Genomic DNA, 18,489 nt, shown 5'->3' with positions numbered 1-18,489 from the left:
TACGAGTTTATCCCCAAAGTATTAGCAACTTTAAGGCAGACGAAGCAGGACTTTGAAGGTCAGCGTAGTATAGTAGAAATAGCAAATAGCGAAACTTACATTTCTATAGTTATTGTATAGGGTGTGTCGCGTGAAGTCTACAGCTACTTGCCAAACAGTGGATAGAGCATTAACCCTCCTCAAACAGTTTACCCCGCAGACTCCGCGAAGGAGCCTGGCGAATTTGTGCGTTGCGACAGGCCTCCACAAAAGCATAGTCTATCGTTTGCTTTGCACCCTCGAGCGGCACGGGTTCGTAAGGTATGATCGGACGACCAGGCAGTACTCCCTAGGATTTGCCATCGTGGAGCTTGCCAGTATTATGGACGGTGACATACAGATTAGGGATGTTGCTCTGCCGGTTATGCGCCAGCTCGCTGCGGATACAGGTGAATCTGTCTTTCTTACCGTCCTGGGAGATGATGAGAAAGCAGTCTGCATCGAGAAAGTTGAATCGACGCGTCCGATAAGGGTCACCTTTAAGCCCGGTTCAGTCAGCCCTTTACATGCAGGAGCCTCGGCGAAGGTCTTGATGGCGTACCTTCCAGAAAAGGCGCGTTTACGCGCTTTGAACAGGCCGTTGACCAAGTTTACCCATCGCACCATAACGGATCCCGACGAGCTCCAGAAAGAACTGGACTTGATACGCCAAAGGGGATGGGCTTTCAGCGTTGGGGAATTAGATGAAGGGATTTACGCAATTGCTGTGCCAATTCTGGGATATCGTGCCGACCGCGCGGTCGCCAGCCTTAGCATCGCCGGGCCGGACAGCAGGTTAGACCAATCAGGGCTCGATCGGCTGATATGTTTGCAACAAGAAGCTGCCAGGAAGATTTCCTCAGCTTTGCAGCTCACGACCGAAAACGGATTCCAGGGAGGTGACATACCCAGTGAATAGGTTAATTGTAGAGCCCGAGTTGTGCACGGGGTGCCGCCTGTGCCAGACTGCGTGCAGTTTCAAACACTACGGCATATATGACCTGACCCTATCGCGGATCAAAATATCGAATGACGAAATCGGCGGTGAATCGCTACCGATCGTGTGCTGCCAGTGCGAAGCAAAACCGTGTGTATCGGCTTGCCCGACCGGTGCGCTGGACAAAGAAGGGACGTCCATAGATAAGGAACTGTGCACGGGGTGTTTGGCCTGTGTTAGTGCCTGTCCGAACGGCGGGATCTCGTATCATGCGGGCGCCGGAGAGGTACTCAAGTGCGACCTCTGCGGGGGTGAGCCTGAGTGCGTGCGGGCCTGCCCAAGTAATGCACTGAAACTGGTAGGTAACAACCTGTCGACGATCTACCATCTTCGCCACTATCTGGAACGCATTAGGGAGTGGTTGGCAAGGGGGGGAGAAGCGGAGTGAAAAGAGTCCGAATTGTGGGCCTGTCCTCCAGTCCCAGACACGCAAACACCGAGATTCTGGTTCAGGAGTCCTTAACAAGCGCAAGAGAGACCGTGGAAGGACTTGTTCCGGGGATGACCGCTGAAACGGAATACATATCTCTTCACGGCAAGAAGATTCAACCCTGTTTGGATTGCGGCGGTTGCGTGCGTTCCCGGTCATATTGCATCTTAAAAGACGACTGGCTGGAGACAGTGAAGCGGCTTACAGACCCCGTTCCCAATGGGTTGATTATCGGTTCGCCGGTTTATTTTTTTAGTACGAACTCAAAGTTGAGGGCGTTCATAGAGCGGTTCACCTGCTTGGTGAAGAAGGTGTGGATTCCTGATCACGGGGTAGCCGTTCCTGACTGGAGTAAAACGGCTGCGGGTGCTCTCGCCGTCGGGTTTCATCGTAACGGCGGTCAAGAGCATGTGGTCGCTGACATACTGAGATTTCTGCTTATCTCTGGATTCGTGACGGTTGGCGGTTTCTCCTTGGCCCAGGGACCTGTCGGGTACATTGGCGGTGTTGGCTGGGCTCACGAGAGGGGTAACGATGTCGTCCGTCATGACGACTTCGGCCTCAATTCGGTCCGGATACTCGGTGAGAACGTCGGGAGAACTGCGGCGCTGCTGGCTCTCGGAGAGTGGAAGCTGTCTGAGCTTGGGGGTAGCACCGATGGAGGAGCAAATCACGATAAAGGTTAGAGCGTTCCCGATTATCGGGAAGACGGTGATTTGCGACTTTCACCTCCCGAAGGGCGCTGACATACGCGAACTGCTTGAACGACTGAAGACCTCCCGGCTGGGAATGGAAGGGGAGCCTCTCTCGCAGTATTTCTTTGTCGTAAACGGTACTATTATTCCGGTACCATCCGCCGAGCGAACTCTGCTGCATGATGGCGATGAGGTTTCGATAGTCCCTATGCTAGGTGGCGGTTGAAAGGAGGTATGGCAGTGAGTGAGGGTCTCGCTATGAAGGAACTCAGGATAGACCTTTCCAGTCGGCAATTTGCCGCCGTACCTATTGGGTTGGAAGAGGTGTACAAGTACGCGGGGAGCCGAGGTTTGGGGGCCAAGATTTTGTTCGAGACCACCCAACCCCATGTCGACCCTCTTTCACCTGAGGTCCCACTCATTATTGGTGCAGGAACACTTACTGGCACAAACGCTCCTTCGTCAGGACGTATTAGCGTAGTTACGAAAAGCCCTGCCACGGGGCTGTACGCGAAGAGTACAGCAGGAGCAGCGTTCGGCGTGATGATGAAGGCGGCGGGCGTTTCTCTTCTGGTAATTACGGGGAAGAGCCAGGTTCCTGCGTATCTGGTTATCGAAGATGGTAGAGTCTCATTTGAAGATGCCGGGCCTATATGGGGGAAGAATGTCCGTGAGGCTACAGCGTGGCTAAGAAGGCGAGCTGGCCGAGGAACGGCGTCCGTCGCGTGCATCGGAGCTGCGGCTGAGAAGGGGGTAAAGTTCGCAGGGATAATGTTTGACGCTTACAGCGCCGCCGCTCGTTGTGGTGTCGGATTGGTTATGGCCTCGAAGAATCTGAAGGGCATTGTAGTCAAAGGCTCCGGTAGTCTATCGGTAGCCGACCCGGCCCGTTTCTCGAAGCTGGTAAGGATCGCGACAGAGAATCTGTACGGAGACCCAGGCGCTCCCAAGTATTACATAACGGGTACGCCCGGAAGCATTATGCCCGTGAACGAGTCCAGAGGCCTACCGGCCCGGAATTTTCAACATGGATACACTCCCGACGCGTTCAGGGTTAGCGGTCAGCACATGATTCAAAAGGGCTATATCAGGCGCAGGCGCGCGTGCTTCAGTTGTGTACTTTGCTGCCACAAATATTCCGTGGTGCCAAACGGGCCCTACGCCGGGCAAGCGGGCGGACCAGAGTATGAGACGATCGCTGCCCTGGGCCCAGGGTGCGGCGTAGTCGACCCTGAGGCTGTTCTGAAAGCTAACGAGCTATGTAATGACTACGGGCTGGATTCAATTTCGACTGGATCAGTCATCCAGTTTGCTATGGAGTGCTTCGAAAAGGAGTTGCTAAGTGTTAAGGACACCGACAGCCTGGACCTTCGGTTCGGCAACGCGGAAGCTGTTATCGAAATGATCCACCGGATTGCCAGACGCGAGGGACTCGGCAGGGTGTTGGGTGAGGGAGTACGTTCGGCTGCCAGGGCTATCGGACGGGAGTCCTGGAAATGGGCCGTCGAGGCCAGAGGTTTGGAGCAATCGAGGGTTGAGACGAGGTCTGCCAACTCCTACGCGCTTGCTTTCGCGGTTAACCCACGCGGACCTGATCATCTTCACGCGCAACCGATTGCGGAATTCGGGATGAACCCCCGCGCGAAAGACCTGATCACCAGGATAACTGGAGACGCCAAATACGCTAACCCGCTCCTGGTTGAGAAAAGGGCGGAGATCGTTAGATGGCACGAGGATGTCTTCGCCGTTACGGATTCACTCGGTTTTTGCAGCTTCACAACAACGTCTACCTACGGGGTCACCCCTGAATTGATGGCTCAGTTCATGGAAGCTGCCTTCGGAAGGCCCATAACAGCTGAGGAGCTGATGCGTGTGGGCAGAAGGACTATCAATCTCGAGCGGTGCTTCAATGTCAGGGAAGGACTCAGTCGCAAAGACGATAGGCTTCCCTGGAGGCTGATGAACGAAGTCCTTCCTGAAAGGTCGGAGCAGAACGCGATCAATTCGGAGGCTAATCTGAACCGTATGCTTGATGAGTACTACGACCTTCATGCATGGTCAAAGGTTTCGGGGCGACCGTTAAGGGACACTCTTGATCACCTTGGTTTGGGCTTCGTTGCTGATGCTCTTGAAAAGCAAGGGTTGCTTGCCTAGGAGCTCTGAAAGGGAGGTGATGAAAAAAGGCTGATCACGGTGTACAGGGTGCGGAAGAATCTGTTCCAACAAAAGGAGGACCGATCTATGAAAAATGTTTCGAAGGAGCATCGTTTTTGGACGGTCTATTTTCTGGTTTGCTTCCTAATGAGTCATCCCCCCATACTCCACTGGTTCAGTGACTACTATGTTCGGAGTCACCCACTGACGTTTGGGCTGCCATCCCTCTGGCTGTGGACGTGGTTGTGGCTGGGTGTGGTGTTTGTTGGATTTGGAATCTGCGCGAGCAAATCCCAGATCTGGAACACAGGCAAGTATGACCGGGAATTCGCGCAGGGGGGTGACGTTCGGTGAACCCGAAAATGGCTGCGTTTTTTGGAACGATGGCTGTGTACGTCGTGGTGGCCTTGTACATCGGATGGGTGGCAACAAGGAAATCAAAGGCTGAGCTTCAGGACTACGCGGTCGCGAGCCGGTCTTTGGGCTTGATAGCGCAGGGTTTCACCTTCTCAGCCACGTACTTCAGCTCGTTCGCTTTCCTTGGGGTCGCTGCAATGAACTATGCCCACGGGCTCGCTTACTGGACTGTCTCCCCTCTGACTACGGGATTCACGGCCCTTGTGGCGTGGATTATCGGACGAAAAGTTTGGGTGCTTGGCAAGCGCTATGGCTACATTTCTCTTGCTGACCTGCTCGGTGATTTCTACCAGAGCGACGTAATTCGCCTGCTCGTCGCTCTTATCGGTGCAGTCTTCATAATCCCCTACATCGGGACGCAGATGACGGGCGCGGGATACGTGTTCAACGTCGTTACCAACGGACTGTTCCCGGTTGAGGGTGGAGCTTTCGCCTTCCTCGTACTCACGATCATTTACGTGGTGGCCGGAGGCCTAAGAGCTGTCGCCTGGACAGACGTGTTCCAGGGTGCCTTTATGTACGTAGCAATGCTGACGGCGGTTGCCCTCATTCTCTGGACGGGCTTCGGCGGCATTTTCGCGTTATCGGCCGTCGCAGCAGAGAAGATACCGCAGTACCTCACCCTGCCGGGTGGCAGCAACTTCATAACCCCCCTGGTTTTCGTCGGCCTGTGGCTACCGGTGAATGTTGGACTACTGATGTCACCACATATGTTCCTGCGTCTTTACACCGCCAAGTCCCTCGCAACCCTGAAGTGGTCGATGTTCGTCTCGGGTGTTTTCCTTGCCACATATCACTTCATGACTCCGTACGTGGGACTTGCAGCCAGGCTCTTGAACCCCAAATGGCCGGTACCGGACATGATCATGCCTGAGCTGCTCTTCAAATACGTCCCTACTGTCTTGGCGTCGATCATCATATGCGGAGCGCTGGCCGCCATGATGTCGACCGTTGACTCACAGATGCACGCCCTGTCGATGGTGGTAACTCACGACATCGTACGGAAGTATGTCGTGCCTAGAGCTCCGGGCCTCAAGATATCGGAGGAGGGATACTTCAGGCTGGGTCGCTGGTTGATCGTGGTCGGTGGCCTGCTTTCGTTCTGGGCAGCCATAACCATCAAGGGCTTTATGGTGATCATAACGACGCTGGCCGGTGGTGGATTCCTCCAGATGACACCAGCTTTGCTGGGGGCGCTGTACTGGAAGAGGTCCTCCAGACTAGGTGCCATTGCTGGTCTTATTGTAGGAACTGTCCTTTGTTCACTCTGGACACTTAGGATGGTTCCCTGTTATGGGGGGGCTACAATGGCGGGGGTATGGGCGGTTGCCATAAACGCTGTCATATTCGTCGTGGTTAGCCTTGTTTCCAGTCCACAGCCGCCGGAAGTTGTCACCAGATTCTACGATATCTGATAACACTGTACAGCAAGGTATTCGGAGGGGCTTTCGCCTACGCAGGCGAAAGCCCCCCAATATAGGTGGGATCGCGCATGGCAAAGGCCGTTCTTGAAGAAAAGGAACTCCGACTGGCTTATTTTTTCGTTCAACCTTCAAGGCCCATACTCATTACGACTATGAATCCGGATGGGGGGGTGAACGCAGCCCCTGCCAGCTGGATTTCTCCGGCATCGGAGCATCCTCCGATGTTCACTGTTGCACTCCTGACGAAACCCGCGAAGCAGCATACTCTGCAAAATATCGAGAGGACCCACGAGTTTGTTCTGAACGTACCCGGTTTGGACCTAGCCGAGCGGCTGGTAGCTTCTTCATATGACTACCCCGAGGGTCACGGCAAATTCTCCTTGATGGGTTACAGAGCCATCCCTTCGTTGAAGGTTGAGCCGCCAGGAATAGACGAATGTAGAGCCAACCTGGAGTGCTGCGCCCATCAGATGCTGCCGGTCGGCGACCATACGCTTATCATTGCGGAGGTGGTAGCCGCTCATTATGACAGGGGTCTGTTTACTGATGATCTGCTTTTGAGAATCGATAAGACTTTTCCGTGCCTTCACTTCAAGCGTTACAGAATGGACGACAGGCAGGCCCATGTATTCCTGGCGCCGTCAGGTTATTGGATGGCCTCGGTACCTTATCCGTAACCTCCGAAACCCTGACAGGCTGAATCCTGGCTCTGGATTGGGGTGTGGGACGTGAACAGGTGGAAAGAGTACGTAGTGGCCCTGTCTGAGGCAGAGGCGCTGGCGGTCCTGGCGGAGGCTTCTGGACGAGGCCGGGTAATCGCCGGCGGCACTGACCTTGTCGTGCAATTCCGGGACGGGCAGCGACGTGCCGATGTGCTCGTGGACATTACTCAAATCGAATCGCTCAAAAGAATAACGGTCGACGAAGGCGCCCTTTCGATCAGCGCGGCCGTAACCCACCAGGAGCTGTTGGAATACCTGGCGCGTAACGATCAGTTTCCGTCTTTGAAAGGGGCGCTAAGTGCCCTCGGATCTCCCCAGATCAGGAATCAGGGGACGGTTGTCGGGAACGTAGCCAGCGGGCACGGCTCGGCCGATGCAGGGATTGCGCTACTGGCTTTGGGAGGGGAACTTGTAGTATTGTCACGGAACGGTCGCCGACGGGTTTCGCTGAAGGACTATTATCAAGCGGGTGAGCAGCCGAGGCTCGATAGCACCCTTGAGATCGCCGTGGAAGTCCGGGTGAAGATACCGCCCATGCAACAAAAGAGCGCTTACGCCCGCATGGGGCGGCGCCGGGGCTTCAGTCGGCCGGTAATCAGCTGCGCTGCGGTAATCAGTATCGATGGGGGCAGGATTACCGAGGCAAGGATTGCGGTGGGCCCCGTACTCCGGGAACCGTATAGAAGTGAGGCTCTGGCACCATGCACGCAGTGTTTTTCTGCCTGTCGCGTGTGTCGGCCGTTCCGTGTTCTGCCAGTGGAAGAATACCTTATTGGGAAGAGCCCGGAACCGTCGGTGTTCACCTGCGCAGCCGGAATTGCTTCGGAGGTGGTTACTCCCCGGAACAGTGTGGTGAACGGCACTAGCAAATACCGGCGGCTGGTGGTGGAAGCTCTGGTGAAACGAGCCCTAAGCGAGGCGGCATTCGCCGGGCATCATGATTGAGTACAAAGTGGAGGTGCGGGGATGGTGCCTCTTCGTTTGAGACTCAACGGCAACATTGTCAATGTTCAGGTTGAAGCCTGGGATACGCTCCTGGATGTATTGCGGGACCGCCTCGGCATGATCGGGACAAAATGCGGATGCAGACATGGGGACTGTGGAGCCTGCACCGTAATCCTTAACGGCAGGACCGTCAATTCCTGCCTGGTTCCGGCGCTCAAGGCTCAGAACGCCGAGGTCATCACCATCGAAGGAATCGGAACGAGGGAGAATCTTCACCCTTTGCAGAAGTCGTTTATCGAACGCGGCGCTATTCAGTGCGGTTTCTGCACTCCAGGGATGATCCTGCAGGCAAAGGCCCTTCTCGACGCCAAACCCAGGCCCTCCCGGGAAGAGATCGCAGAGGCACTTTCCGGAAACCTCTGCCGGTGTACCGGCTATGAGCAGATCATAGAGGCGGTGCAAGCTGCGGCCGATCAAGCGGAAAACGGCGATGTTACGTTACGCGGGAATGGGGGAATCTTTAAGGTTGTGGGGCGGCCGACGCCATTACTTGACGCGGTCGAAAAGGCTTTGGGGAAGACGCAGTTCGCCAGCGATATGAAGCTTCCTAATATGCTTTACTGCAGGACTCTGCGGAGTCCTTATCCCATGGCCCGTGTACTGAGCGTCGATACTTCCCGCGCGAAGGCCATTCCCGGGGTGAAGGTGGTGCTGACGGCTGAGGATATCCCTGGGCCCAACATCCAAGGGAGTATCAAATTGGACCAGCCTGTCCTGGTTCCGGTGGGAGGACTGGCAAAATATATCGGGGACCCGATTGCATTGGTGGCTGCGGAAGATGAGGAGGTTGCTGGGGAAGCCCTGAAAGCGATCCAAGTCCGGTACGATGCCGGCGAGGCTGTCACCTCGGTTGAACACGCAGCGAGGGAAGATGAGACAAAACCCCCAAATCTGTGTAGCCATTACGAATTTAGCAGAGGAGACGTAGCCGCAGCGTTTGAGGTAGCAGGAGTCATTGCAGAGCGGACCTTTCTGACAGGAAGACAGGAACACGCCTACCTTGAACCTGAGGCGGGAGTGGCCTACATCGAAGAGCGCATAATAACCGTCGTCGCAGGTACGCAGGCCCCGCACCATGTTCGGAAGATTGCTGCCTACGCTCTGGGGCTCCCGGAAAGCCGTATCAGGATCAAATGTCCCCCCACGGGGGGGAGTTTTGGGGGGAAACAGATTAATTCGGTGCAGGTCCACCTGGCGCTCCTTGCATGGAAGACGGGTTGCCCCGTGAAAATGGTGTGGAGCCGCGAAGAGTCGATCATGGTCCATCACAAGAGGCATCCTGCGTCGATTCGCTACAAAATGGCGGCGACACCCGAAGGGAAGGTAACAGGCATAGATGTTGATGTGCTTATGGATGGGGGGCCCTATGCCGAAGAGAGCCCGGGGGTAACCAATTGGCTGGGAATGCACCTGCCCGGACCGTACGATATCCCTAATGTACGAATCAAGGTCAGGACACTGTATACGAACAACCCGATCTCCGGGGCCTTCAGGGGCTTCGGAGCCCCTCAAGCTGTGTTCGTTACGGAATCAATGATGGACTGCGTTGCGCACGAGCTTTCGATGGACCCTGTTCAGCTGCGGAGAAACAATTTTGTGACACAGGCCAGTGAGCCCAGTGTCAAAGGTGTGGTATTCGATAGCCCTATCACTGTCGGTTTGGCACTGGAGAAGGCACTGGAGATTGCAGGAGAACTACCTATCCCTACCGCGGGGCACCTTGTGGGACGTGGCGTATGCTGCGCAATGTGCCTGTTTGACATTTCCGCGGTCCCTGTCAGGAACATGAAGGGAACCGGGGCATCGGTGGAGCTCTGTCCGGACGGCACGGTCATTGTCCGTAACGGCGCTTCGGATATGGGGACAGGGTTGTCCACTGTTCTCGGCCAGATAGTATCCGAGGAGTTGGGAGTTCCCTTAGATCGAATAACGGTTATCACGGGAGATTCTACCCTCTCACCGAAAACGGGTCCGACCATCGCCTCCCGCGGAACATATACTTCCGGGAACGCTGTCAGAAACGCAGCGTTAGCGCTAAGAGCACGTTTACTGGCGAAGGCCGCGGAAGAGATGTCGCTCCCGGCCAGAAACCTTTGTTTCCGTGAGGGTAAGGTAGTTGCCGCCTCGGATCCCGGCCGGGAATTGAGCGTTGCCGACATCTCAGCCATCTGCTACCGGGACGGGATAGAGGCTCGGGGGGAATCGTGGTTCATCGGATCCCACGCCGGATGGGGACACACATTTGTGGCTACAGTGGCTGATGTGAATGTTGACCTTGCCACCGGCGAGGTGCGTGTGTGCAGGCTTACCTCCGTGCACGATTCGGGACGTACAATTAATCCTCTCGGTGCCCGAGGGCAACACATCGGCGGGGCGGTGCAGGGTTTGGGATACACATTATTGGAGAATCTCTCGGTACGAGATGGGCGGATTCTGACGCGGGGTTTGGACTCCTATCTGATCCCAACCTCCGCGGACATACCTCTGGAAATAGAGGTCGTGGGGCTGGAGGCCCCCTATCCCACGGGTCCGTATGGGGCAAAGGGTCTCGCCGAACATGTGCTGGCCTCGGTGCCGGCGGCGATTTGTAACGCAGTTTTCAATGCAACCGGCTATCGTTGCGAAGAGATCCCGGTTATCCGTGAGAAGGTACTCGATCATTTACGCTCGAGGTAGATTTGATGGGACTCCACATTGATGGGAGGGACTTCGAGTGCCGATTGTGACGGTTCAGATGTGGCAGGGACGCACGCGGGAGGTAAAGTGCGAATTGATATCCGGGATTAGCGAAGTCGTATGTCGGGTTCTAAAGGTCCCCAGGTCCGCAGTATGCGTCATCCTTCAGGAAATCCCGCGCGAGAACTGGGGAGAGAACGGGCGGCCGGCTGACGCTCAAAGTGAGTCCCCCCCGGCGACTTGAATGGAATCTCTGCAACGTTTGTCCCCCAAAAGTAGACTGGGACTCAGCGCAAGTGTGCTTAAGCCCTTGCCGAAGGGCATCTGGAACCGCGCCTGTGTTTGTCAACGGGCCTGCTTACCGAACCCTTGTTGTGTAGCAGCATTCCTTTTCCCCGGCAAGCAGCGTATCCACCATCCTTTCGTAATAAGTCAGCCTTTCTGTCCTGGTGCCGTTGGGTACGACTTTTATCTGCGCCAGGCCTTCCGTCTCCTCCCTCACCCGGTCAGGGATGCCCGCGCGAGCCGCGTTTTTCCCCGTGTAGTCTATATTTTGACATTGTCTCTTTGGCACTTGTGCTTGTTATTGTTACCTTAACTTTTGCCAGTAGAGAAGAGGAAATCAAACAGCACCGGAGCCGATATCGGTGAGAAGGTGGGGTCCCCTCGAGCGGGGGCCCCGCCGGAATCCGCTAAACAGCCCGCCTCAAACGCAGTATGTTGATGAATTTGGACGGGGGCGATATTCCTAAATAGGTATAACGAAAGGGGCCTGATTTCATTGCAGACAAGGTTCAGGTGGAACGAGCTGCTCGCTGTGTCGTTCACCGCCTCGATGAGCATTCTGACCAAGCCCTACGTAAGGGCCCCGTTCGCCTTCGTGCAGAACGCACTGGGCATGCCGGTAGGTGTGTTCATCGGCGGCATCTACATGTTCTGGCCACTTCTTGCGGGAGTCGCAATACGCCGGCCAGGCGCGGTCATGCTTACCTGTCTCATGCAGGGCCTCGTTGCACTGGTGACGGGCTTCACAGGACTGTTAGGACCGGCGGCCTTCTTTTCCTATCTCTCCTCGGGCATCGTGATTGAAGGATTGTTCTTCGCCGCCAGGCGCGTGCGGCCGGACGGCGCTGATAGAATCCTGGCCCTGGTACTCGCCGGTGCTCTCGGCAACGTGGCGGGGGCGGTGACGAACGCCTGTCTGTTCTTCGCGCTGCGCGGGGCCGTTTTCACGGTGGCCGTGGCATCGTCCCTGATCTCCGGCGCCGGAGGCGGCTGGCTGGCGTACGTCGTGGGCCAGCGAGTGGCGGGCCTTCTACGCCCGACTGCTCGTTCGGCTACAGAGGAGGCTGTGAACTGAGCGAACTGCTGGTCAAAACGCAATAGGTCAGCGGAGCTGCGCAAGATCCTCGGGGGTGTCCATGTCAACGAGGACTTCCGGTCCAGAGTCGACCAGCACCGCTTCGCCCAGGTGAGCCTCTACTACCTCGCGTGCTCCTACGTCGCCCGTCAGCTTCAGCAGTTCGGGGAAAAGGCGTTCGTCGATAAGGACCGGATTCCCGCGCTGACCGGCGCAGCGCGGAGCGACGATGAGCGGGAGCGGCGTCGTGCCGAGATAGGCCTCCGCCAGCCGTCGGATTATCGCGCCCGTGACGAGAGGCTGGTCCCCGAGGCAGAATACGACCACCTTCGCTCTGCCGGCTGCAGCCGCGAGTCCCGCGCGCAGCGAGGTCGACATGCCGGAGTGGTAGTCCGGATTGAATACGATTTCGAGATCGTCGCGGCCGGGCCAGGACCGCATGATTAGATGCCTGGCCTGACTCGCGGCGTGGCCCAGAACCACTATCGTCCGGCCGAGCCCCGCTTCAAGGGCGGCGCCCACGGCGCGTTGGAGAAGCGTACTGTCCCCGTATGGGAGCAGGAGTTTCGGACGCACCATGCGTTTGCTGCTGCCGGCGGCGAGGACCACCGCGCACACCGGCTTGAGTATCTCGTGCTGAAAGGCTGTGGTCGTGGCTGTGATCGCGATTCCCTCCTGGAAAAACCTCTTCCTTACCGGTCCTTCGGGGGCGGGGAAGACCACGGTACTGTTCCGCGCCCTGAAAGAACTCAATGTCGTAGCGGGAGGTTACGTTGTCAAGCGGGTATACCACCGGGGCCGGCTCTGCGCCATGGACATCGTGGACCTCGCAGGAGCCGGGCGCGCCCGCCTGCTCGACCTCCAGGACCCCGGCCGGCCGCAGGCAAATCCCGAAGCGTTCCTCACCGTCGGCGTTTCAGCCATCCGGCGCGCCATGTCGGACCGGCTGGTGATCGTGGTGGACGAGATCGGGCGTTTCGAGCTTGCAGCCCCCTTATTCCTCGAAGCCGTAACGGAGGCCCTCGATTTCCCCTTGCCGGTTACGGGCGTACTCAAGCAGGAATCCAACTGGTTTCTCGACCGCATCAGATCCCGCGCCGATGTGCGGATCGTCGAAGTCAGCCGCGATGCCCGCGAGGCTGCTAAAACCAAGTATACGGCCTTGCTCTCCAAACTCCTGTCAAATCGGCCTCATTGAGCCTGATCCCCTGAGCCCGCGTTCGTCATGAGGTCCACTTAGGGCGCTCCTCAAGATCTAATGCCTTCGCCTCGGGTGAATCCTTATTTTGGCCTCGATCAAGGTCTTCAATGACCTTCTTGTCTGGGCCGTCGTCCATAACCTGGCGGCAGATGCTGTGGACTTTCAACAGTATAGCGGTTGGCTGGGGTGTAGGCGTTGGGAGGCGGCGTTTGGCCCTCAATGGCAAGTCTCCTTTCCATCAGGAAACGCGAGCCCAATCCTTGCAAAATCGTGTTACCGGGTATTACATAATTCGACAACTGTGTTGGAAGAGGGCGGTTCCTGTCTGACGATTGGCGCTGGAGGATTGGTGAAGGCCCCCGGGATTGCCGGAGGCCTTTACGTGAGGGTTCCCTTTTCGGGTTTTTCCAAACCCGCGATGAACTCGTCAGTGGCCGCGATCAGGTCGGTCAAATCCTGCGTTGTCGGCCCGGCCTTCTCGATTTTCTTGCATATCCAGTGGATGCGCATGGCTGCCGCTACTTCTATGCTGTCCCCGCGTTCCACCGGAGCCCCCCCTCTCTAGGAAACGTGACAGTGTCCGTGATCTCGCGGTGCTGAGACTATGTGCGACATGTGAAGCGCCTCTGCCAGTCGTGTTGACTTCAACTGCTCGACCCGCAAGACAACAACTCCTTTCGCCGACCTGTCCCGTTTTGAGTACCCCCCCGCTACTAAGGTACCGACGGTACCAAGGTACCGACGCAGTCGCTCACCAGGCACCCCACCCAATTCTATGTGCTCCATGCGTGTCCTTCCGCGAGGCGCCATGAATCGCTCGGCATTGTTCGACAATCGCGATAAGGAGATCCTTACCCCGCTAGGGTTCACCGGGGAGTTACCTCAGTAATGTGAAAACTTGGCAAGGCGGCGAGCATGGCGGCGGGTGGAAGGACCGAGCGAGGGCAGGAGACTGAACGGCGGGACCGAACACCTGATGGGAGTCGGGCTGCCAGGGCGCACGATCAAGGCGCCGGCCCACCGCGCCGGCGCCCTAACACGTAGGATATCGCGATTACTGGCGGACAGACGGACGAAGTAAGTCCAGCGCGCCGAGCACTACGTGGGCTAGGCCGAACCCTAGCACACCGGCGCCGAAGTTGCTCGGGAGCAGGGTATAACCGATCCCCGACACAGCCGCTCCGATCGCGATTACCGTCCAGCTAGTTGTAGTTGGTTTCACGGATCGACACCTCCCAGTTGTAGATTGTTCAACCTGGGTTGTTCCAATCCGCGGCGCCGGCGAACGGCGCGGGAAAGAGGGTATGATATGGCAACCTATGGGTTCATTGGATCCGGCCACATCGTCGAAATGTTGCTAACAGGGCTTTTGTCCAGGGAAGGCGCGGAGCCGCCCCGCTTCCTGTGTTCGGACGTCAGCGAGGAGCGGCGAAGTCGCGTGGCAGAGAGGTTCGGCGTCAGAACCACCGCGGACAACGAGCAGGTGCTGAGGGAATCCGGCGTCGTGGTGCTCGCGGTCCGACCGCAGGACGCGGCGGGACTGCTCCGGTCGCTAGCCGGACGTGTCCCGCCAGGCAGGCTTGTGATATCGGTGATGGCGGCGGTGCCGCTGGCGGCGCTCGGGCTACTCGGCGAGCGCGTGCCGGTCGTACGCATGGCTCCAAACCCGCCGGCCCAGGTGCGGACGGCGATCACTGCGCTGGCGCCCAACAGGTGGGTGACGCCGGAACAGATGGAGTCCGCCCAGGATCTGGCGGCTTCCCTCGGCCGCGTGATGGTAACGACCGAGGAGAAACTGGACGTTATCCTGGCGCTCTTCAGCCCGGCTCCCGTGTTCCTCTTTGTGGAGAGTCTCGTCGAAGCGGGGGTCAGGGCGGGGCTGACCGCGGAAGAATCCGAGCTGGTGGTCAAGCAGGCGACCTGCGGGTGCATGAAGATGTGGGATGAGTCAAAAGCCAGTGCCTCCGAACTCCGCTCCAGAGCCTGTACGCCCGGCGGGATTTCCGTGGAAATGCTGGATGTCCTCGAGCGTGGAGGCGTCCCCGGCGCCATCGCCGAGTGCGTCCGCGCGGGGGTGGAGAAGGGAGCGCGCCTCGCCAGGACTGTGGTTGCGGCGCTGGCGCCGGGCGGCGCGGCGTAAGCAGGAATCCGCCGGATGACGACGAACTGTAAATGAGCCGTAAACATGTCTGACATCTGCTATGCAGATTACAAGAATACGTCGCTGGGGGATGTTCATGGACCTTACTCGCGAGGAAAGGGGTATTCTCTCCGGAGAACGCGGCCCCGCAGCCCGGATGGCGATGGAGATCATCGTCCAGATCGCCGAGGCATACGGCGCGAGCGAGCTGATCCCGATCACACAGGCACATGTCGACGGATGCACGTACGCCTCGACCGGAGACGCGGGGATAGAATTTGCGCAGAGATTAGCCGGCCAGGGGGGCCGCGTGGTGGTTCCTACCACCACGAACATCACGGCGAGGGACGTCGCTCGATGGCGCGAGTTCCGGATTCCCGAAGAGCATTCGCGCAAGAGCGCTCAAATGGAAAAGGCGTATCTGGACATGGGGTGTATTCCATCGTGGACGTGCGCCCCATATCAATATGCAGTGACCCCGCGCTTCGGTGAGCAGATCGCCTGGGCGGAGTCCAACGCAATCAACTTCGTGAACTCGGTGATTGGCGCAAGGACGGCAAGGTACGGCGATTACATCGACATTTGCTCCGGGCTTACGGGGAGGGCGCCACGCTTTGGCTACCACCTCGGCGAGGAAAGAATCGCCACAATCCAAATCCAATTCGACGAGTTCGAGGAGGTCCTCCGCCTGAACGGCTCTGCGTACGCGGCCGCGGGTTACGCGTGCGGCCTGATCGCCAGCGGCCGAGTCCCCGTAGTCACGGGGCTTCCCGGGAACACCGGCGGCGACCATCTGAAGGCGTTCAGCGCGGCGGCGGCTTCGTCCGGAGCCACGGGCATGTTCCACGTCGTAGGGATCACGCCCGAGGCCCCGTCACTTGAGGCGGCTACGGGTGGCAAGGACGTTCCGGCGGTACGCGTGAGCGCACGGGAGCTACTGGCGCGCCTCCGCCACATGTCTTCGTCCGGCGACGGACGCGTGGACCTGGTCACCGTGGGGTGCCCCCACTACTCGGTGGCCGAGTGTCTCGAGGTCGAACACCTCCTGGCAGGCCGGAGCATCGCGGCGGGAACGGAGTTCTGGGTGAACACCAACCGTGCGGTCCTTTCGTGGCTGGACGAAATGGGTGTCTCCAACCGTCTGAGGTCACTGGGGATCAGGCTCACTACCGACAGCTGCGTCATGCACTGGCCGCTGGACAACTGGGGTTTCGAGACGATAATGACCGATTCGGGCAAGTTCGCCCATTACGGACCCATGGAGACCGGTAAAGCGGTCATATTCTCAGGGCTGAGAGATTGCGTCGAGGCGGCGGTGACGGGAGGCTTCTCGTTCCCGGATGCGCTGCGCTCCGCCGGAAGTCCGTCAGTGAGCGCGGGAGACGTGTGCGTGGCGCCAGCGGCCCCGTCGCCGGCCCCCGGCCCAGCCCCCCAGGCCGGCGTTAAGGTGGTCGTTCGCGGCCGCGCCAGGGGGGAGGCCCTCGTCAGCCCCGCCCCCATCAGCTTTTGGGGCAGCGTCGACATATCCAACGGTCGCATAATCGAGCGGAACCACCCGCTCCTCGGCCAGGACGTGACCGGGAAGGTCCTCGTGTATCCCGAGGGCAAGGGATCTAGCAGCACCTCCGGCATACTCCTTGAGCTCGCGCGAAACGGCCATGCCCCCCTCGCGATAGTGAACAGGGTGGCCGAACCCATCATCTCGATAGGTTGTGTGGTCGCCCAGAAGATGTACGGACGCACGATTCCCATCCTGGCGCTACCGGAGGAGCAGTACTTCCGGATTCGCACGGGCGATGTGGTGGACGTCGACGGAGAGGCCGGGGCGGTTTGCGTGGTTCGACCCGCATAGGCCCGTCTTCACGAATCTCGGAGCAGGGGGGTGGAAGGTACTGCAGCGCGGTTGTCGAATTGTCCCGGACCAAGCGATTTGCGGAGCACGCAGCGCAAAGGTCAAATTACCAGAGGAGGGAAAGTCATGATGAGGAAGAGAGTCGCAGCACTGTTCGTCGCCGTGATCCTGGTTGCAGCCATGGTCGCAGGCTGCGGACAGCAGAGCGCGCCGGCACCCAAGCCCGCGGAGCCGGCGAAACCCGCAGAGCCGCCGAAGCCCGCGGAGCCCGAAGAGATCAGGATCGGTTCCTGGCAGCCCTTCACCGGCGCGCTTGCAGCCGGTGGTGCCATGAACAAGGAAGGCATCGACATGGCGTTCGAGCAGAGGCCAAAGATCCTCGGTAAGCCCGTGAAGGTCATCTTCTCGGACAACAAGTCCGACAAGGTTGAGGCGGCCAACTCGATGGCCCGGCTCATCGAACAGGACAAGGTCGTGGCGGTCCTCGGCTGCTACGGTTCTTCCCTGGCGATCGCCGGCCTCAACGTGTCGGAGAAGGCCGGGATCCCGATGATTCCCGATGCCTCGAACCCACTTGTCACGGAGGGCAGGAAGTTCGTTACCCGCCTCAATTACCAGGACCCGTTCGCTGGCAAGGTCATGGCGAAGTACGCAGTTGACAAACTCGGCGCCAAGACCGCCGCGATCATCCAGGACGTCGCGCAGGACTACTCGGTTGGTCTCGCGCAGTTCTTCCGCAAGGAGTTCACGAAGCTCACCAACAACCCGAACTCCATCGTGGCGTTCGTCTCGTACAACACCGGTGACCAGGACTTCACTGCTCAGCTCACCTTCGTGAAGTCCAAGAAGCCCGACGTGATCTTCGTCCCGGGCTACAGCGCGGACGGCGCTCTCCTCGCCAAGCAGGCCCGCGAGATGGGTATCAAGACCCCGCTCGTCGGTGGAGACGCGTGGGAAGCCCCCGAGCTCGTCCAGATCGGTGGGAAGGCCGTTGAGGGCCTCATCTTCTGCAGCCACTTCGCGGTTGAGGCCGCCAAGACGGACAAGGCCAAGAAGTTCATCGATGATTACAGGAAGAAGTACAACAAGGATCCCAACTGCTACGCGGCCCTGGCGTACGACGCCTACAACCTCGTTGCCGACAAGCTCGAGGAGATCAAGGTTGTCGACCCGGTGAAGCTCAACACCGCGCTCCGCAGCACGAAGAACTGGGAGGGCGTGACCGGAACGATCTCTATCGACGAGACCGGCAACCCGGTTAAGCCAGCCATCATCTTCCAGGTCAAGGGCGGCAAGTTCGTATACATGGACACCATCCAGCCCTGGTAACGCGAAAACCCTGGTGACGGGGTCCTGTAGCACAGATTCCCGCAAAGCCCGGAGGGCGCCTCGGCGCCC

At 58.4% G+C, this 18,489-nt stretch carries 18 protein-coding genes; 15 read left to right on the top strand and 3 right to left on the bottom strand.

All coding sequences use genetic code 11. The annotated features are described in order from the left end of the window. The first annotated feature begins 130 nt into the window (after positions 1-130). The 11 genes from HPY55_07160 (at position 131) to HPY55_07110 (ending at position 11,898) form a co-directional block, all read left to right on the top strand. Positions 131-937, top strand: coding sequence for an IclR family transcriptional regulator (locus tag HPY55_07160; protein NPV70408.1), 807 nt, complete (start codon positions 131-133; stop codon positions 935-937). Then, positions 930-1,403 (top strand): 4Fe-4S dicluster domain-containing protein, encoded by a 474-nt coding sequence (locus HPY55_07155; protein NPV70407.1) that lies wholly within the window; start codon positions 930-932, stop codon positions 1,401-1,403. The genes HPY55_07160 and HPY55_07155 overlap by 8 nt, the downstream gene beginning before the upstream one ends. After that, a complete protein-coding gene (locus HPY55_07150) occupies positions 1,400-2,131 on the top strand; it encodes a flavodoxin family protein (GenBank protein ID NPV70406.1) in 732 nt (243 codons plus the stop codon). Before HPY55_07155 ends, HPY55_07150 begins: the two co-directional genes overlap by 4 nt. Then, positions 2,103-2,366 (top strand): MoaD/ThiS family protein, encoded by a 264-nt coding sequence (locus HPY55_07145; GenBank protein ID NPV70405.1) that lies wholly within the window; start codon positions 2,103-2,105, stop codon positions 2,364-2,366. The genes HPY55_07150 and HPY55_07145 overlap by 29 nt, the downstream gene beginning before the upstream one ends. 14 nt (positions 2,367-2,380) lie before the next feature. Further along, positions 2,381-4,294 carry an aldehyde ferredoxin oxidoreductase family protein gene (locus HPY55_07140; GenBank protein NPV70404.1) on the top strand — a complete coding sequence of 638 codons (1,914 nt, stop codon included), beginning with the start codon at positions 2,381-2,383 and terminating at the stop codon, positions 4,292-4,294. Between the two features lie 350 nt (positions 4,295-4,644). Continuing rightward, positions 4,645-6,126: a sodium:solute symporter family protein gene (locus tag HPY55_07135; protein NPV70403.1), complete on the top strand. Its 1,482-nt coding sequence runs from the start codon at positions 4,645-4,647 to the stop codon at positions 6,124-6,126. Positions 6,127-6,203: 77 nt separating this feature from the next. Then, positions 6,204-6,812, top strand: coding sequence for a flavin reductase family protein (locus tag HPY55_07130; GenBank protein NPV70402.1), 609 nt, complete (start codon positions 6,204-6,206; stop codon positions 6,810-6,812). Between the two features lie 51 nt (positions 6,813-6,863). Then, positions 6,864-7,802 (top strand): hypothetical protein, encoded by a 939-nt coding sequence (locus tag HPY55_07125; protein ID NPV70401.1) that lies wholly within the window; start codon positions 6,864-6,866, stop codon positions 7,800-7,802. 21 nt (positions 7,803-7,823) lie between these two features. Beyond that, positions 7,824-10,538: a molybdopterin-dependent oxidoreductase gene (locus HPY55_07120; GenBank protein ID NPV70400.1), complete on the top strand. Its 2,715-nt coding sequence runs from the start codon at positions 7,824-7,826 to the stop codon at positions 10,536-10,538. A gap of 37 nt (positions 10,539-10,575) precedes the next feature. Beyond that, complete coding sequence (locus HPY55_07115) at positions 10,576-10,782, top strand: 4-oxalocrotonate tautomerase family protein (GenBank protein NPV70399.1); 207 nt, start codon at positions 10,576-10,578, stop codon at positions 10,780-10,782. Positions 10,783-11,319: 537 nt separating this feature from the next. After that, positions 11,320-11,898, top strand: a complete 579-nt coding sequence (locus HPY55_07110) for a hypothetical protein (protein ID NPV70398.1) — start codon at positions 11,320-11,322, stop codon at positions 11,896-11,898. 27 nt (positions 11,899-11,925) lie between these two features. On the opposite strand, the gene HPY55_07105 is transcribed toward HPY55_07110, so the two are convergent. Beyond that, entirely contained in the window at positions 11,926-12,516 is a 591-nt protein-coding gene (locus HPY55_07105) for a nucleotidyltransferase family protein (GenBank protein ID NPV70397.1), read from the bottom strand. 34 nt (positions 12,517-12,550) lie between these two features. On the opposite strand from HPY55_07105, the gene HPY55_07100 reads away from it, so the two are divergent. Further along, positions 12,551-13,096 (top strand): hypothetical protein, encoded by a 546-nt coding sequence (locus HPY55_07100; GenBank protein ID NPV70396.1) that lies wholly within the window; start codon positions 12,551-12,553, stop codon positions 13,094-13,096. A 381-nt stretch (positions 13,097-13,477) separates the two neighbouring features. On the opposite strand, the gene HPY55_07095 is transcribed toward HPY55_07100, so the two are convergent. Together HPY55_07095 and HPY55_07090 are read right to left on the bottom strand one after the other, a co-directional pair. Beyond that, on the bottom strand, positions 13,478-13,645 hold the full coding sequence (locus tag HPY55_07095; GenBank protein NPV70395.1) for a hypothetical protein: 168 nt from the start codon (positions 13,643-13,645) through the stop codon (positions 13,478-13,480). A gap of 508 nt (positions 13,646-14,153) precedes the next feature. Then, complete coding sequence (locus HPY55_07090; GenBank protein ID NPV70394.1) at positions 14,154-14,321, bottom strand: hypothetical protein; 168 nt, start codon at positions 14,319-14,321, stop codon at positions 14,154-14,156. Positions 14,322-14,408: 87 nt separating this feature from the next. On the opposite strand from HPY55_07090, the gene HPY55_07085 reads away from it, so the two are divergent. From HPY55_07085 to HPY55_07075, 3 genes are all read left to right on the top strand, one after another. Then, positions 14,409-15,239: a pyrroline-5-carboxylate reductase gene (locus tag HPY55_07085; protein ID NPV70393.1), complete on the top strand. Its 831-nt coding sequence runs from the start codon at positions 14,409-14,411 to the stop codon at positions 15,237-15,239. A gap of 97 nt (positions 15,240-15,336) precedes the next feature. Then, positions 15,337-17,091 (top strand): DUF521 domain-containing protein, encoded by a 1,755-nt coding sequence (locus HPY55_07080; GenBank protein NPV70392.1) that lies wholly within the window; start codon positions 15,337-15,339, stop codon positions 17,089-17,091. Positions 17,092-17,271: 180 nt separating this feature from the next. Then, entirely contained in the window at positions 17,272-18,420 is a 1,149-nt protein-coding gene (locus HPY55_07075; protein ID NPV70391.1) for an ABC transporter substrate-binding protein, read from the top strand. Positions 18,421-18,489 lie beyond the last annotated feature (69 nt).

The sequence above is a fragment of the Bacillota bacterium genome (assembly GCA_013178305.1).
Classification (GTDB): domain Bacteria; phylum Bacillota; class Sulfobacillia; order JABLXB01; family JABLXB01; genus JABLXB01.
This window is presented reverse-complemented; position numbering and strand designations above follow the sequence as displayed.